This is a genomic window from Rhizobium sp. 268, from assembly GCF_036571585.1.
Classification (GTDB): Bacteria; Pseudomonadota; Alphaproteobacteria; order Rhizobiales; family Rhizobiaceae; genus Rhizobium; species Rhizobium redzepovicii.
Genome location: NZ_JAPPSO010000023.1, coordinates 42,938 through 59,007, shown reverse-complemented (window position 1 = coordinate 59,007; position 16,070 = coordinate 42,938). Strand labels below are relative to the sequence as shown.

Annotated in this window: 12 protein-coding genes; 5 read left to right on the top strand and 7 right to left on the bottom strand. The window is 62.0% G+C overall.

What is annotated here, in order from left to right; genetic code table 11:
* Window positions 1-282: hypothetical protein (locus OS035_RS30230; protein WP_331814650.1), on the top strand; the 282-nt coding region annotated here is incomplete at its 5' end.
* A gap of 250 nt (window positions 283-532) precedes the next feature.
* On the opposite strand, the gene OS035_RS30225 is transcribed toward OS035_RS30230, so the two are convergent.
* Complete coding sequence (locus OS035_RS30225; protein WP_003593139.1) at window positions 533-1,429, bottom strand: LysR family transcriptional regulator VtlR; 897 nt, start codon at window positions 1,427-1,429, stop codon at window positions 533-535.
* 22 nt (window positions 1,430-1,451) lie between these two features.
* A complete protein-coding gene (gene trxB / locus OS035_RS30220) occupies window positions 1,452-2,426 on the bottom strand; it encodes a thioredoxin-disulfide reductase (protein WP_097626776.1) in 975 nt (324 codons plus the stop codon).
* Between the two features lie 231 nt (window positions 2,427-2,657).
* On the opposite strand from trxB, the gene OS035_RS30215 reads away from it, so the two are divergent.
* Entirely contained in the window at window positions 2,658-3,125 is a 468-nt protein-coding gene (locus OS035_RS30215; RefSeq protein WP_003593144.1) for an Lrp/AsnC family transcriptional regulator, read from the top strand.
* Window positions 3,126-3,131: 6 nt separating this feature from the next.
* On the opposite strand, the gene OS035_RS30210 is transcribed toward OS035_RS30215, so the two are convergent.
* A complete protein-coding gene (locus tag OS035_RS30210) occupies window positions 3,132-4,481 on the bottom strand; it encodes a sigma-54-dependent transcriptional regulator (RefSeq protein WP_097626778.1) in 1,350 nt (449 codons plus the stop codon).
* Between the two features lie 4 nt (window positions 4,482-4,485).
* Entirely contained in the window at window positions 4,486-6,357 is a 1,872-nt protein-coding gene (locus OS035_RS30205) for a sensor histidine kinase (RefSeq protein ID WP_097626780.1), read from the bottom strand.
* A gap of 224 nt (window positions 6,358-6,581) precedes the next feature.
* Between OS035_RS30205 and OS035_RS30200 the strand changes: the two genes are divergently transcribed.
* Complete coding sequence (locus OS035_RS30200; RefSeq protein ID WP_097626782.1) at window positions 6,582-7,916, top strand: dicarboxylate/amino acid:cation symporter; 1,335 nt, start codon at window positions 6,582-6,584, stop codon at window positions 7,914-7,916.
* A 64-nt stretch (window positions 7,917-7,980) separates the two neighbouring features.
* Here the strand turns inward: OS035_RS30200 and OS035_RS30195 are convergent, their stop codons facing one another.
* Both OS035_RS30195 and greA read right to left on the bottom strand, forming a co-directional pair.
* Window positions 7,981-9,036 carry a glycosyltransferase family 4 protein gene (locus OS035_RS30195; protein ID WP_097626784.1) on the bottom strand — a complete coding sequence of 352 codons (1,056 nt, stop codon included), beginning with the start codon at window positions 9,034-9,036 and terminating at the stop codon, window positions 7,981-7,983.
* Between the two features lie 27 nt (window positions 9,037-9,063).
* Entirely contained in the window at window positions 9,064-9,540 is a 477-nt protein-coding gene (gene greA / locus OS035_RS30190) for a transcription elongation factor GreA (RefSeq protein ID WP_003565408.1), read from the bottom strand.
* Window positions 9,541-9,794: 254 nt separating this feature from the next.
* Here greA and OS035_RS30185 point away from each other — a divergent pair, with 254 nt between their 5' ends.
* Together OS035_RS30185 and OS035_RS30180 are read left to right on the top strand one after the other, a co-directional pair.
* Entirely contained in the window at window positions 9,795-11,027 is a 1,233-nt protein-coding gene (locus OS035_RS30185) for a putative DNA modification/repair radical SAM protein (protein WP_097626786.1), read from the top strand.
* Window positions 11,027-12,478 (top strand): UdgX family uracil-DNA binding protein, encoded by a 1,452-nt coding sequence (locus OS035_RS30180; protein WP_183777658.1) that lies wholly within the window; start codon window positions 11,027-11,029, stop codon window positions 12,476-12,478. Before OS035_RS30185 ends, OS035_RS30180 begins: the two co-directional genes overlap by 1 nt.
* 63 nt (window positions 12,479-12,541) lie before the next feature.
* Here OS035_RS30180 and carB read toward each other — a convergent pair whose 3' ends face one another.
* Window positions 12,542-16,030 (bottom strand): carbamoyl-phosphate synthase large subunit, encoded by a 3,489-nt coding sequence (carB, locus tag OS035_RS30175; RefSeq protein ID WP_097626788.1) that lies wholly within the window; start codon window positions 16,028-16,030, stop codon window positions 12,542-12,544.
* Window positions 16,031-16,070: the final 40 nt, after the last annotated feature.

Sequence of the window (16,070 nt, the reverse complement as noted above, 5' to 3'; positions counted from 1 at the left end):
CGGAAAACCAGGGCCCTTGTAATTGTGAAGGTCAAAAACCTCCAGAGGGGAACAGCTAATGCGGTGGTACTGGGAGAGAAACCACAAGATGCATCAGCTGAGAGAAATATGGTGCTTCCTTGGGCAGGTTTCAATGCTTTTTTGTGCATGCCTGCTATGCGTCGCACAATTTTTTTGCGACGCAGCATTTCCTGGGCGGGCAAGGGCAAAAAAAGAGGGCCACTGGAAAACCAGGGCCCTTATAAGTGTGAAGGTCAAAAACCTCCAGAGGGGAACAGCTAATGCGGTGGAACTGGGAGGAAAAGCCACCATGTGCATCAGCTATGTGCGATATGGTGGTTTAATGGGCAAACGGCAACCCTTATTTGTGCATGCCAGTCATGCGTTCAATGCATAGTATGGAAAACATTCCATAAATCTGGCTTAGATCCGATGATACAAAGCCGATCCGGCCCAAAATCATCCGGATCTAAATCAAAGAAGGTGAGCATGATCTCGTCTGAAAGCCACTCTCACTTTTCGGCATGATATTCTAGAAATTCCAGTTTCTGGCCTTGCTGACGATGAAGTCGCGGAAAGCCTTCAGCTTGGCGGCGTTCTTGATCTCATCGGGATAGCAGAAATAGGTGTCGAAGGAGGGAACGTCGGCATTGATCGCCAGCTGAATGAGGCCAGGATCGCGGCCGACGATGTAGTCCGGCAGGCAGGCGACGCCGATGCCGAGCAGGGCGGCGCGCTTGATCGAGGTCTGGCTGTTGATCTGCAGATGCGGGATGCGCTTGTTGTCCGACGACCGGCCGGCGACCTCAAGCCAGTTGACATCGAGCAGGTAGCTCGGCGCCGGCTCGCCGAAGGTGATGATGCGGTGATTGTCGAGATCCTCGATCTTCTGCGGCTCGCCATGGCGGTTGATGTAGGAGGGAGCGGCATAGACGTGCATGTGCACGGTGAAGAGCTTGCGCTGGATGAGGTCGGATTGCTGCGGCTGACGCAGGCGGATCGCGCAGTCGGCATGGCGCATGTTCACATCCACTTCCTCGTTGTCGAGGATCAGCTGGATCTGCACATCGGGATAAAGCTGCAGGAATTCCTGGATCTTGTCGGTCAGCCAGCCTTGGCCGAGGCCGACCGTGGTGGTGACGCGCAGCTTGCCGGACGGTGTTTCGTTGGTTTCCGTCAGCTGCATCTTCACGGTTTCGAGCTTCAGCAGCACGTCATGGGCTGTGCGGTAAAGCAGCTCGCCTTGTTCCGTCAGGATCAGGCCGCGCGCATGGCGGTGAAACAGCTTGGTGCCGACATCCTGCTCCAGCGCGCTCACCTGGCGGCTGATGGCGGACTGGGACAAATGGAGTTTATCCGCCGCATGGGTGAACGAACCCGCTTCGGCAGCTGCGTGAAAAATACGCAGCTTATCCCAATCCAATGGCATTCCCCCACCCCTCATGCCGATCTTACTCCGCGGCTACGGCGACGGGCATGTGACCCGTCAGATAGCGCTCGGCTTCAAGCGCTGCCATGCATCCAAGACCGGCGGCAGTGATTGCCTGACGGAAGGTATCGTCGGTCACGTCGCCGGCGGCATAGACCCCCTCCAGGCTGGTCGCGGTCGAGTCCGGCGCCGTCCAGAGATAGCCGTTGTCCTTCAGCTTCAATTTGTCCTTGAAGAGCTCGGTTGCCGGCGCATGGCCGATGGCGACGAAGACGCCGTCGATTGCCACCTCGGTGATCGCGCCGGTTTTGACGTCACGCAGGCGTGCGCCGGAGACGGATTGCGGCATCGGCGGCTTGGCCGGCGTGCCGGTGATTTCGGCCACTTCGGTGTTCCACAGCACCTTGACGTTCTCCTTGGAGAACAAGCGTTCCTGCAGGATCTTCTCGGCCCGGAAGAAGTCGCGGCGGTGGACCAGTGTCACCGACTTGGCGATGTTGGAGAGATAGAGTGCTTCCTCGACGGCGCTGTTGCCGCCGCCGACCACAATCACATCCTTGTTGCGATAGAAGAATCCGTCGCAGGTGGCGCAGGCCGAAACGCCGAAGCCCTGGAAATGCTGCTCGCTCTCGATGCCGAGCCACTTGGCCTTGGCGCCGGTGGCGATGATCAGCGTATCGGCGGTCCAGACCTGCCCGCTGTCGGTGCGGGCGACGAAGGGGCGCTGGTTCATGTCGACTTCGGTGACCAGATCGTTGACGATCTCGGCGCCGACATGTTTTGCCTGCTGCAGCATCTGTTCCATCAGCCAGGGACCTTGGATCGGATCGGCAAAGCCCGGATAATTCTCCACATCGGTGGTGATCATCAGCTGGCCGCCCTGTTCGAGACCGGCGATCAAGACCGGCTTCAGCATGGCGCGCGCGGCATAGACCGCGGCAGTATAGCCTGCGGGTCCGGAACCGATGATGAGCACCTTGGTGTGGCGGGCGGGCATGTCATTTCCTTTCGACTGGCAGGAGGGCGGCGGCTAAGTGGCGATTGCGGCCGTTTCGCGGTCCCTGCGCCATTTATGAACGTCCAATGCTTTTATTCAAGGGCAGCCTTGCGTTACCAACAAGGCAAATCGGGCGGATGTGCAAGAATCCGTCATCGGCGTGAAACATTCTTGCGTATTCCGCGGCTTTATATAGAAGCTCCCCGCGGAGAATTAAAGAAAGGCCATGATGTGGGTCGCGCCGAGCTCGACGTCATCGATATTAAGATCCTCCGGGAATTGCAGGCCGACGGCCGCATGACCAATGTGGAGCTGGCCGATCGCGTCGGCATCTCGGCACCGCCATGCCTGCGCCGGGTGCGCAAGCTCGAGGAAGCGGGCATCATCGAGGGCTACCATGCAATGTTGAACAGCCCGAGGCTCGGCTTCGACCTCGTCGCTTTCTGCATGGTCGGCCTCAAGCATCAGTCGGAAGGCAATCTCAAGTCCTTCGCCGCCGCCACCGCCGAATGGCCGCTGGTGCGCCAGGCCTGGATGGTCTCCGGCGACAGCGATTTCCTGCTGCATTGCGTGGCGGAGAATCTCACCCACTTCCAGGATTTCGTCATCGAGGTGCTGACGGCGAACGAACATGTCGATACCGTGCGCACCATGCTGACGATCCGACAGGTGAAGAAGCTGGGACTGGTGGAAGTCTGAAACAGTCTATTTGCGCGCAGTATAGCCACCGCGGTTGATCCCGTGGCGCTGGAGCTTGTCGTAAAACGTCTTTCTCGGTATGCCGAGCGCCTCGATGGTGCTGCGTACGTCGCCGTCATTGGCCGTGAGCGCGTCGCGGATAATCTCCGCCTCGTAGCGTTCCAGCCGTTCGGGCAGGGTGCCGCCGCCGGTCGGCTGAGCAGGGACCGGTGCGGCTGCGCCGCCTTCGACGCCCAGCACCACACGCTCAGCATAATGCGAGAGCTCGCGGACATTGCCCGGCCATGCGTGCGAGGCAAAGTGGCGACGCATCTCGGGCGACAGCTCCGGCACCTCTCTGCGAAAGCGCTCGGCGGCGCGCGCGGCGAAATGAGAAAACAGCAGCGGAATATCGTCGCGGCGCTCCCTCAGCGGCGGAATGGAGATCGTCACCACATTCAGCCTGTAATAGAGGTCCTCGCGAAAATCGCCGCGCAGATCGGGATCGCCGAGATCGATCTTGGCGGCTGCGACGACGCGCAGATCGACCGAGCGTACTTCATTGGTGCCGAGCGGAGTGATTTCGCGCATCTCCAGCACCCGCAGCATCTTGACCTGGGTGGCGACCGGCATGCTCTCGATCTCGTCGAGGAAAAGCGTGCCGCCGCTTGCATGTTCGATGCGGCCGGTGCGGCGTTTCTGGGCGCCGGTAAAGGCGCCGGCCTCGTGGCCGAACAGCTCGCTTTCGATGACGGTTTCGGGGAGCGCGCCGCAGTTCAGCGCCACGAAATTGCCCTTCCGGCGGTGGCTCCACTGATGCAGGATTTGGGCGACGACTTCCTTGCCGCTGCCGGTCTCGCCGGCAACGAGCACGTCGACATCGGTATCGGCGATGTGGCGAAGGATCTTCCGCAGATTTTCCATGACGGGCGTCTGGCCGATCAGCGGCGAATTCTCCTGCGCATCTTCGGCCGCCTTGCGCAGCATGCGGTTCTCCAGGATGAGCCGCCGCTTCTCGCCGGCGCGACGCACGCTCTGGACGAGGCGGTCGGCCGCAAACGGCTTGGCGATGAAATCATAGGCGCCGTCCTGGATCGCCTGAACGGCCATTGGAATATCGCCATGACCGGTCATCAGGATCACCGGCAGGTCGGCGTCGATGCCCTTGAGCATGGCGAACAACTGCAATCCGTCGATCTCAGGCATGCGGATATCGGTGACGACCGGGCCGGCAAAATCCGCGGACAGCTCGGCCAGCGCGGCCTTCGCTCCCTCATAGGCCGAGACGGAAAATCCGGCGAGTTCCAGCGTCTGGGCGGTGGCGCGGCGCAGGTCCTTGTCATCGTCGATCAGCGCAACGGGCATCGGTGCGGCCATGATCTCAAGCCTTCCTCAGATGAACGACGAACCGAGTCCCGCCGCCGTTGCTGTCAACTTCCATCCGGCCGCCGTAATCGCCGACGATATCCTTGGAGATGACCAGCCCGAGGCCGAGGCCGCTTTCCTTCGAGGTGTTGAACGGCGTGAACAGGCCCTTGCGGATCTCAGGCGAAATGCCGGGGCCGTTGTCGGCAACCGTCAGCGTCACCATCTCCCCTTCGCTTGACGTCCTGACCTCGACGCGCGCCTCGTCGGCCTTCGGCGCCACCGCTTCAAGCGCGTTCTGAAGCAGGTTGATCAGCACCTGTTCGAGGCGGATCCTGTTGCCCATGACCTGCAGGTCGGGCGGCGGCAGGTCGATGTCGAGCGTGTCCATGCGGCCGGCAAAGCGGCTGCGCAACAGCATCACGGCCCCCTCGATGACATCCTTCAAGCCGGTTGGTTCGGCGCTGCCGCGGCCTTTGCGGGCAAAACTCTTCAGGTCCTCGGTGATCGAGCCGATACGTTCCGTCAGCGCCGCGATGCTATCGAGATTTTCACCGGCCGGCGCGGTCTGGCCGCGGTAGAGAAAGGTGCGGGCGTTGTCGGCATAGGCACGGATGGTCGCCACCGGCTGATTGATCTCATGGGCGACGCCGGCCGCCACTTGGCCCAGGATCGCCAGCCGGTTGGCCTGCACCAGATCCTGCTGCACCGCCTGCAGCTTCTGCTCGGTGCTCCTGTGGCCGACGATCTCGGCCTGCAGCCGATCCCGCGCCTGGCTGAGATCCTGTGTCCGTTCGGCCACGCGCCGTTCCAATTCCTCCCGCGCCTGCTGTTCGCTCAAAATCCTGAGGGTGACCGCCTGGCGGCGGCGCAACAGGAAGGCGGCGCCCGCCAGCAGCGGCAAGAGCGTGAGCAGCGCCAACATACGGGCCTCGCGAATGCCCGCATCGACGGACGGCCCCAGCGCCACGAGATGCTGCAAATGCCAGGCGGTCGCGGGAACCGGCATCCCGACATCGAGAAAGCTGGTTTTTCCTGCGCTTCCCGGCATGACGACTTCGACGATGTCGAGGTTCTCGCCGAGACTTCGCACAGTATCGAGCGGCAGCGGCTGCAGCGGCGCATCGCCGAATTGCAGACTTTCGCGGATCGTCGTCAGCCGGTCCCCGGGGATCCGGCCGATCGTCATGAACCGCCAGGAGGGAACGCTGGTGATGAGGACGATGCCGCGATCGTCGATGACATAGGAGGGGGCGTCCGTGGCGCTCCAATCCGCTTCGACGTCGTCGAACTCGACCTTGACCACGACGACACCGAGCAGCCCGCTGCTGCCTGATATCCGCTCGGAGATATAAAGGCCGGGTTTCTTGCTGACTGTGCCGAGCGCGAAGTGCTCGGCCTGTCCTTCAGCGACCGCACCCTGAAAATATTCCCGAAAACGATAGTCGTTGCCGACGAAGCTCGTCGGTTCGCGCCAGTTGCTAGCCGCAACCGCCATGCCGTCCTTGTCGATGACATAGATGACCGCAGCCTTGGTTCCCGCCGCCAGCGTCTCCAGCTTCTGGCTGAGCCGCTCGAAGGTGCCGGCATCGTTTCCCGCAAGGGCTGCGGCGAGTGCCGTATCCTGCGACAGCACGAAAGGCAGCGCCCGGTATTTTTCGAGAACCGTGCGCAGCAATGCCGCATTCAGCCTGGCATCGGTGCGGGCCTGTTCTTCGAGGGCCGCCTCGGCATGGCGCCGGCCGATCTCGCCGCTTGCCCACAGACCGAGGGCGGCGGCAACAAGCGCGATCACTGCATAAGCCCACCACATCCGGCGGATGCGGTGCCGCAGGGGCAGGGAAGGCCACAGCGATGACAGGGACAGGGACATGGCGAATTTGTGCATTTTTCTGCACTAGTTGCAAATGGATTTGTGCGGATTTCCGCATTTCTTGATGGGCTTTCATCGGCCGTGGAAATTTTTATTAAATAAAATCAACGCTCTAGTCAGGTACGTCAAAACTGGCACAGTGATTGCGAAGGAGATGGCAACAACGGCTGAGCTGTTGGATTGAAGCGAACGGCTCGGGAGGCCGGAGTTCGTTCCGGACGAGCCTTAAGGAGGACATCATGATCGCAGCACCATTTGATGCAGTCGCAGACAGCAAGGGCAAGAAGCCCTTTTATTCCCATCTTTACGTTCAGGTTCTCGCCGCTATCGCCGCGGGTATCCTTCTCGGCCATTTCTATCCCGAACTCGGCGCGCAGCTGAAGCCGCTCGGCGATGCCTTTATCAAACTCGTCAAGATGATTATCGCGCCGGTCATTTTCCTGACGGTGGCGACCGGCATTGCCGGTATGAGCGACCTGAAGAAGGTCGGCCGCGTCGCCGGCAAGGCGATGCTGTACTTCCTGACCTTCTCGACCTTGGCGCTGGTCATCGGCATGGTCGTCGCCAATGTCGTCCAGCCCGGCGCCGGCATGAATATCGACCCGGCGTCGCTGGATCCCACCGCCGTCGCCACCTACGCCTCGAAGGCGCATGAGCAGAGCATCGTCGGCTTCCTGACCAATATCATTCCGACGACGATCGTCGGCGCCTTTGCCGATGGCGACATTCTGCAGGTGCTGTTCTTCTCGGTGCTCTTCGGCATCGCGCTTGCCATGGTCGGCGAAAAGGGCGAGCAGGTCGTCAATTTCCTCAATGCTCTGACGGCGCCGGTCTTCAAGCTCGTCGCCATCCTGATGAAAGCTGCCCCGATCGGCGCTTTCGGCGCCATGGCCTTCACCATCGGCAAGTACGGCATCGGATCGATCGCCAATCTCGCCATGCTGATCGGCACTTTCTACCTCACGTCGCTGCTCTTCGTTCTCGTCGTTCTCGGCGCCGTTGCGCGCTATAATGGCTTCTCGATCCTGGCGCTGCTGCGCTACATCAAGGAAGAGCTGCTGCTGGTTCTCGGCACCTCGTCGTCGGAGGCCGCACTTCCGGGCCTGATGAACAAGATGGAAAAGGCCGGCTGCAAGCGCTCGGTCGTCGGCCTCGTCATCCCTACCGGCTATTCCTTCAATCTCGACGGCACCAACATCTACATGACGCTGGCGGCGCTGTTCATCGCCCAGGCAACCGGCATCAACCTCTCCTGGGGTGACCAGATCCTGCTGCTCTTGGTAGCGATGCTGAGCTCCAAGGGTGCCGCAGGCATCACCGGTGCCGGCTTCATCACGCTTGCCGCCACGCTCTCCGTCGTGCCCTCCGTGCCGGTCGCCGGCATGGCGCTCATCCTCGGCATCGACCGCTTCATGTCGGAATGCCGGGCGCTGACCAACCTCGTCGGCAATGCCGTGGCGACGATCGTCGTGGCACGCTGGGAAAACGAACTGGATACCGCGCAGCTCGCCAGGGCCCTGGGCGGCCAGACAGAAGAAAGCGCTCCGGCCGCCGGACTGCAGCCGGCGGAATAATCAGCACGATTGTTGGCAATCTTTGCAGCGGCCCGTTATCCGACGGGCCGTTTCGCTTTCTGCTTCAGCGGTTGCCGCCGAGAAGACGGTCGTAAATGGCGCCGATCGCGTTTGCTTCCTTCTCCAGCGCAAAATTCGCTCTGACATGGCGCAGTGCATTCTCGCCATGCGCGACCGCCAGACCGGGATCGGCGATATAAGGCGCGATCGCCCGTGTCAGCGCTTCACTGTCGCCGGCCGCCACCACCGATCCGGTCTCACCTTCGGCTATGAGCTCGGCATAGGCGCCGGCGTCCGATGCCACCACCGCCGTTCGCGAAGCCATGGCTTCGAGCGGGGTCAGCCCGAAACCCTCGTTGCGGGAGGGGGCGACATAAAGCGTCAGGCGGCGATACCAGACCTTGATATCGGGCACTTCGCCGAGGAAGAGGATTCGGTCGCTAAGGCCCGCGGCGGCGACATCCGCCTTGAGCTTGTCTGCGAAGGCGATGTGCTCCGCCGTCACCCGGCCGGAGACGACGGCCGTCCATTCCGGGTGCTGTGGCAAGAGTTCGATCATTGCACGGACGAAAAGATCGGTGCCCTTCTGATGGCGCACGCGGCCAAAACAGCCGACCAGATAACGGCCCGGCAGACCGGTGGCGGCAATGCCGTCTTCTGCCGTTGCCGGCGGATGGAACAGCGAAAGGTCGACGCCGTGTTGGATGACCGTGTGCGGCACCTCGAGGAACGAGCCGGAGCGGTCGCTGGTCGCGATCACCGCGTCCATGCGGCGGATCAGCCATTTCGTATAGGCGGTATGGCGGCGCTGCGCGGCCGAGGTGAAGATGAGTTTCAGCGGCATGCGCAGGAGATGGCGAAGCAGGATGCCGACGGCCATCTCATTGTTGCGGCGGGCGTGCCAGACACGCCGCCGCCGGCGCGGCGGCGGGCGCCAAAGGCCAAGGAGCTGCGACCATCTCAGCTTCGCCAAGCCTTCCGGCAGGCCGGGGCCGAGCGTTGCGATCCTCATGCCGAGCCGGATCTGGCAGGGGATGAGCTGGACGATGGTCGACGTGACGCCGGAGAGCCGGCGCTTGAAATTGGGCGCGATGATCTCGACGTCACGCATATCAGGCAAGGGAGGGGTCTCGTCTGTGGCGGGCGGTCAGCCCCAGGAAACCTGAAGGATTTCGTAGGCCTTGGAGCCGCCGGGGGCATTGACCTCGATGGAATCGCCGACTTCCTTGCCGATGAGCGCGCGGGCGATCGGCGAGGATATGGAGATACGGCCGGCTTTGACGTCGGCTTCCTGGTCGCCGACGATCTGGTAGGTCTTTTCTTCTTCGGTGTCCTCGTCGACGAGCTTCACCTTGGCGCCGAACTTGATCTTGTCGCCGGACATCTTCGTCAGGTCGATGACCTCGGCGCGCGCCGTCAGGTCTTCCAGCTCGCTGATGCGGCCTTCATTGTGGCTCTGGGCTTCCTTGGCGGCGTGATATTCGGCGTTTTCGGAAAGGTCGCCATGGGCACGGGCTTCGGCGATCGCCTCGATGATTCGAGGGCGCTCCTCCTGCTGACGCCAGCGCAGCTCTTCCTGCAGCTTGACGAAACCACCCGGTGTCATTGGTACCTTTTCAACCATTTTTCTGTCCTTCACTCCTTGTATCCACGCAGCAGGCGCGAACACAAAAGAAAACAGGTCCCGAAGGGGAGCTTCGGAACCGTGCCACAATCCTAGTTAAGTGCTTATAGCAGATCGCCAAGGCCGATTTCCAGAAAATTCGCATTAACGAAAAAGCGAGCCGCCGCCACAGCGGGTCATCAGGCGCAAAAACGCGCTCAAGGCCGGATCGCCGCGATTGACTTTGTTCGTAAGAACATATAGTGAACATACTGATGAAGAAATCGCTAACAGAACGCTTGGCCATCCTTTCCGATGCTGCCAAATATGATGCTTCCTGCGCCTCCAGCGGCACGGTGAAACGCGATTCGGCTGCAAGCGGCGGGCTCGGCTCGACCGAGGGATCCGGCATCTGTCATGCCTATGCGCCGGATGGGCGATGCATTTCGCTTCTGAAAATACTGCTGACCAATTTCTGCATCTACGACTGCGCCTATTGCATCAATCGCTCCTCGAGCAATGTCGAACGGGCGCGCTTCACGCCCGAAGAAGTCATTTGGCTGACGCTGGAATTCTACCGCCGCAACTATATCGAAGGCCTGTTCCTGTCCTCGGGCATTATTCGCTCGTCCGATTACACGATGGAAGAGATGGTCCGCATCGTCCGCGAACTGCGCGTGACGCATAATTTTCGCGGATACATCCATCTGAAATCGATCCCCGAGGCGTCGCCGCGTCTGATCGAGGAGGCGGGGCTTTTTGCCGACAGGCTGTCGCTCAACATCGAGTTGCCGACGGATAATGGCATCAGCCGCTTCGCGCCGGAAAAGAAGCCCGCCAATATCCGCCGATCGATGGGCGATCTGAGGCTGAAGATCGAGGCCGCCGGCGAGCCGACGCTGCGCACGAAGAAGCGTCAGCGCTTCGTGCCGGCCGGCCAGAGCACGCAGATGATCGTCGGTGCCGACGGCGCGAATGACGCGACGATCCTTGCGACCAGCGGCCGGCTTTACAGCAGTTACGGCCTGAAGCGTGTCTATTATTCCGCCTTTAGCCCGATCCCGGATTCATCGAAAAACCTGCCGCTGATCAAGCCGCCGCTGATGCGCGAACACAGGCTCTATCAAGCCGACTGGCTCTATCGGTTCTATGGGTTCGGCATCGACGAAATTACCGCCAACCAGACGGGCGGCATGCTCGACCTCAACCTCGACCCGAAGCTTGCCTGGGCGCTCGCCAACCGGGCCGAATTTCCCGTCGATATCAACAAAGCCGAACGTGAACGCCTACTGCGCGTTCCCGGTCTCGGCACCAAGACGGTCAAATCAATCGTTTCGGCCCGCCGCTTTCGCCGGCTGCGGCTCGACGATCTTTCGCGGCTCGGCATCTCGATCAAGAAAGTCCAGTCCTTCGTCTCGGCGGAAGGCTGGTCGCCGCGCCGGCTGATCGACCGCCCGGATCTTCGCGCTATGTTCGAGCCGAAACCTGAACAATTGTCGCTGCTATGATGCGCCGGGTCGTGCTGGCGGGACGGGGCGATCTTGCCGAATGGCGCGATGCCGCGCGCGCCTTTGCCGCCGCCGGCATTTTGCCTGAGGAGATCGACTGGCGGGAAAAAAGCGCAGAGGCGGATCTTTCGTTCCAACGCGACGCCATGCCGCCGGTGCCGGTGACACGCAAGCCGATGACGGTGCCGCCCGCCTTTATCGAGCTTGCCGAGACGGTCCTCTGCCACTCCGACCCGGCGCGGTTCTCCTTGCTTTACCGCCTGCTCTGGCGGCTGCAGATGGACCGGCAACTGCTCGAAGTGGCCTCCGACGAGGATGTCGTGCGGGCTCGCCTGATGGCAAAAAATGTCCGGCGCGACGCCCACAAGATGACGGCTTTCGTCCGTTTCAAAGAGGTTGGTGCGGCAGCTGCTGGCCGTCGAAAATTCATCGCCTGGTTCGAGCCGGACCATCATATCGTCAGGCGCACGGCACCCTTCTTCCAACGGCGCTTCACCGATATGGATTGGCTGATCGCCACGCCCAAAGGGTCGGCGGCCTGGGATGGCGAGCGGCTGACGATCAGCGATGCCCCCTGCGAGAAGCCCAATCTCACCGATACCACCGATGAGCTATGGCGCACCTACTATGCCAGCATTTTCAATCCGGCGCGGCTGAAGCTGAAGGCGATGCAGGCGGAAATGCCGAAAAAATACTGGAAGAACCTGCCGGAAGCCGATCTTATCCCCGGGCTGATCGCCTCCGCCGAGAGCCAGGTGCGGGCGATGGCCGCGCGCGAGGCGACGCAATCGCTGCCCTTTCACGACCGGCTTCAGGAGGCCGCCCGCAACCTTCCCATAGAACGCGAAGCGCCGGCCGGCACGCTCGAAGCCCTCAGCGCCGAAGCCGCCGCCTGCACCCGCTGCCCGCTTCATGCCAAGGCGACACAGACCGTCTTCGGGGAGGGGCCGCGCGATGCAGAGGTGATGTTCGTCGGCGAGCAGCCGGGTGATCAGGAGGATATTGCCGGGCGCCCCTTCGTCGGCCCGGCCGGCAAACTGCTCGACCAGGTGATCGCGGACGTCGGCATCGACCGTTCGGCGCTCTATGTCACCAATGCCGTCAAGCACTTCAAATATGAGCCGCGCGGCAAACGCCGTATCCATCAGAAGCCGAATATGGGCGAGGTGAAGCATTGCCGCTGGTGGTTGGATCTGGAACTGGCGCTCGTCAAACCGAAGCTGATCGTCGCCATGGGGGCGACGGCGCTTGCGGCGCTGACCGACGTGAAGGAGCGCCTGCAGGATGTCAGGGGAAAGGCAATGGCGATCGAAGGAGGACGCACGCTCTTCGTGACGGTGCATCCCTCCTATCTGCTGCGCATTCCCGACGAGCGACTGAAAGCGGAGGAGATGGTGCGATTTCGCAATGATATGCTGCAGATTCAGCGGCTTATGGCGTCCGCCGGCTAAAGTGATTCCAGTGAAGACGCGCCATCGCTCACCGAGCGATGGCGCCGCTGGAATTGCTCTATCTCAGGCGAAGTAACTCTGCAGCGGCCGGACTTCGAGATTGCCAGCCTTCAGCGCCTTGATCGCTTGGGCGGCAGCTTCGGCGCCGGCCATGGTTGTGTAGTAGGGCACCTTCTGCATCAGCGTCGCGCGGCGCAGCGACTTCGAATCCGAGATCGCCTTGTTGCCGTCCGTAGTGTTGATGACCAGCTGAACCTGGCGGTTGCGGATGGCATCCTCGATATGCGGGCGGCCTTCGAGCACCTTGTTGATCTTGGTGGCGGTGATGCCGTTTTCACCGAGGAAGCGGGCGGTGCCGCCGGTGGCCAGCACCTTGAAGCCCTGTTCGACGAGGATGCGGATCGCCGGCAGCACGCGTGGCTTGTCCTCGTCGCGCACCGAGACGAACACCGTGCCGTCACGCGGCAGCTCGACGCCGGCGCCGAGCTGCGACTTGGCGAAGGCCAGCGCAAAATCGGTGTCGAGGCCGATGACTTCACCGGTCGAGCGCATCTCCGGGCCGAGCAGCGTGTCGACGCCGGGGAAGCGGGCGAAGGGGAAGACTGCTTCCTTGACGGCGATATGCGTGAGCTTGCGCGGATCGGGCTTTTCGCCATAGGCGGCAAAGGTCGCATCGAGCTTCTCGCCGGCCATAACGCGCGCGGCGATCTTGGCGATCGGCGCGCCGATGGTCTTGGCGACGAAGGGCACGGTGCGCGAGGCGCGCGGATTGACCTCCAGAACGTAGACGGTGCCGTCTTTGATGGCGAACTGGACGTTCATCAGGCCGCCGACATTGAGCGCCTTGGCCATCGCCTTTGCCTGGCGCTCGAGTTCGTCGATCAGTTCGACGGGCAGCGAGCGTGGCGGCAGCGAACAGGCACTGTCGCCGGAATGGATGCCGGCTTCCTCGATATGCTCCATGATGCCGGCGACATAGACGTCGGTTCCATCAGAGAGGCAGTCGACATCGACTTCGATGGCATGGCTGAGATAGCTGTCGAAGAGAAGCGGGTTCTTGCCGAGCAGGGTGTTGATCTGGCCGGTCTTGTCATTGGGATAACGCTGCTTGATGTCTTCGGGCACCAGTTCCGGAACCGTGTCCAGCAGGTAGGTCTGCAGCTGGCCTTCTGAATGCAGGATTTGCATGGCGCGGCCGCCGAGCACGTAGGAGGGACGCACGACCAGAGGGAAGCCGATTTCGGCGGCGACCAGGCGGGCCTGCTCGACCGAATAGGCGATGCCGTTGTTCGGCTGGTTGAGGTCGAGCTTCATCAGAAGCTTCTGGAAGCGATCGCGGTCCTCGGCAAGATCGATCATGTCGGGTGCGGTGCCGAGGATCGGGATGCCGTTCTTCTCGAGCGCCTCGGCAAGCTTCAGCGGCGTCTGGCCGCCGAACTGGACGATGACGCCGACGACTTCGCCCTTTTCCTGCTCGGCCCGCAGGATCTCGATGACGTCCTCGGCCGTCAGCGGCTCGAAGTAGAGGCGATCGGACGTGTCATAGTCGGTCGAGACGGTTTCTGGGTTGCAGTTGATCATGATCGCTTCATAACCCGCATCCTTCAGCGCGAAGGCGGCATGGCAGCAGCAATAATCGAACTCGATGCCCTGGCCGATGCGGTTCGGGCCGCCGCCGAGGATGACGACCTTCTTGCGGTCGGAAACCTCAGCTTCGGAGCGGGCGGCGCCGACGAAAGGTGTCTCGTAGGTCGAATACATATAGGCGGTCGGCGAGGCGAATTCGGCGGCACAGGTATCGATGCGCTTGAAGACCGGGCGGACGTTCAGGCTGTTGCGAAGTTCGGCGACCTGCTTCGGGCGCTTGCCGGTCAGCGTGGCCAGACGGGCGTCGGAAAAGCCCATGGCCTTCAGCATGCGCAGGTTCGCGGCATCCTCGGGCAGGCCGTGCTCGCGGATGCGGGCTTCCGTGTCGATGATGTTCTTGAGCTCGGCGATGAACCAGGGGTCGATCTTGCAGCCCTCATGCACCTCTTCGATGCTGAGACCCATGCGCAGCGCCTGGGCGACCATGCGCAGGCGATCCGGCGTCGGGGTGCCGATGGCAGCGCGGATGGCGTTGTGGCTGGATTCGCCTTCCTCGGAATCGGGGATCTCGATTTCGTCGAGGCCGGTCAGCCCGGTTTCGAGGCCGCGCAGCGCCTTCTGCAGCGATTCGGCGAAGGTGCGGCCGATCGCCATGACTTCACCGACCGATTTCATCGCCGTCGTCAGCACCGGCGAGGCGCCGGGGAATTTCTCGAAGGCGAAACGCGGGATCTTGGTGACGACATAGTCGATGGACGGTTCGAAGGAGGCAGGGGTTGCGCCGCCGGTGATGTCGTTGTCCAGCTCGTCGAGCGTATAACCGATGGCGAGCTTGGCGGCGACCTTGGCGATCGGGAAGCCGGTGGCCTTGGAGGCGAGCGCCGAGGAGCGCGAGACGCGCGGGTTCATTTCGATGACGACCAGGCGGCCGTCCTTCGGATTGACGGCGAACTGGACGTTTGAGCCGCCGGTCTCGACGCCGATCTCGCGCAGCACCGCGATCGAGGCGTTGCGCATGATCTGGTATTCCTTGTCGGTCAGCGTCAGCGCCGGGGCGACGGTAATCGAATCGCCGGTATGCACGCCCATCGGATCGATGTTTTCGATCGAGCAGATGATGATGCAGTTGTCCGCCTTGTCGCGGACGACTTCCATTTCATATTCCTTCCAGCCGAGCACCGATTCCTCGACCAGCACTTCGGTGGTCGGCGAGGCATCGAGGCCGCCGCCGACGATCTCGAAGAATTCCGAGCGGTTGTAGGCGATGCCGCCGCCGGTGCCGCCGAGCGTGAAGGAGGGGCGGATGATGGCGGGCAGGCCGACATGATCGATCGCCTGGGCGGCAATCGCCATGGCATGGCTCATGTAGCGCTGCTTTCGGTCGCTCTCGCCGAGGTTCCACTGGTTTTCCAGTTCGTCCAATGCCTTGTCGAGATCGGGACCCGAGAGGCTTTCGCGCAGCTTGTTGCGTTCGGCCTCATGCGTCTTGCGGTCGAGATCCTTGATATCGGTGGCGTTCGCCAGCATCGAGCGCGGCGTTTCCAGCCCGATGCGGGCCATCGCCTCGCGAAACAGCGCCCGGTCCTCGGCCATGTCGATGGCGGCGGGCTTGGCGCCGATCATCTCGACATTGTAGCGGTCGAGCACGCCCATGCGCTTCAGCGAAAGCGCGGTATTCAAAGCCGTCTGGCCGCCCATCGTCGGCAGCAGCGCATCCGGGCGCTCCTTGGCAATGATCTTGGCGACGACCTCGGGGGTGATCGGCTCGACGTAAGTTGCATCGGCAAGGCCCGGATCGGTCATGATCGTCGCCGGGTTGGAGTTGACGAGGATAACGCGGTAGCCTTCCTCCCTCAGCGCCTTGCAGGCCTGGGTGCCGGAATAGTCGAACTCGCAAGCCTGGCCAATGACGATCGGTCCCGCGCCGATGATGAGGATCGATTTGATGTCTTGGCGCTTCGGCATGGGCGATATCCATTGTCTGGCTGCGCAAAAAGCCGGCCAG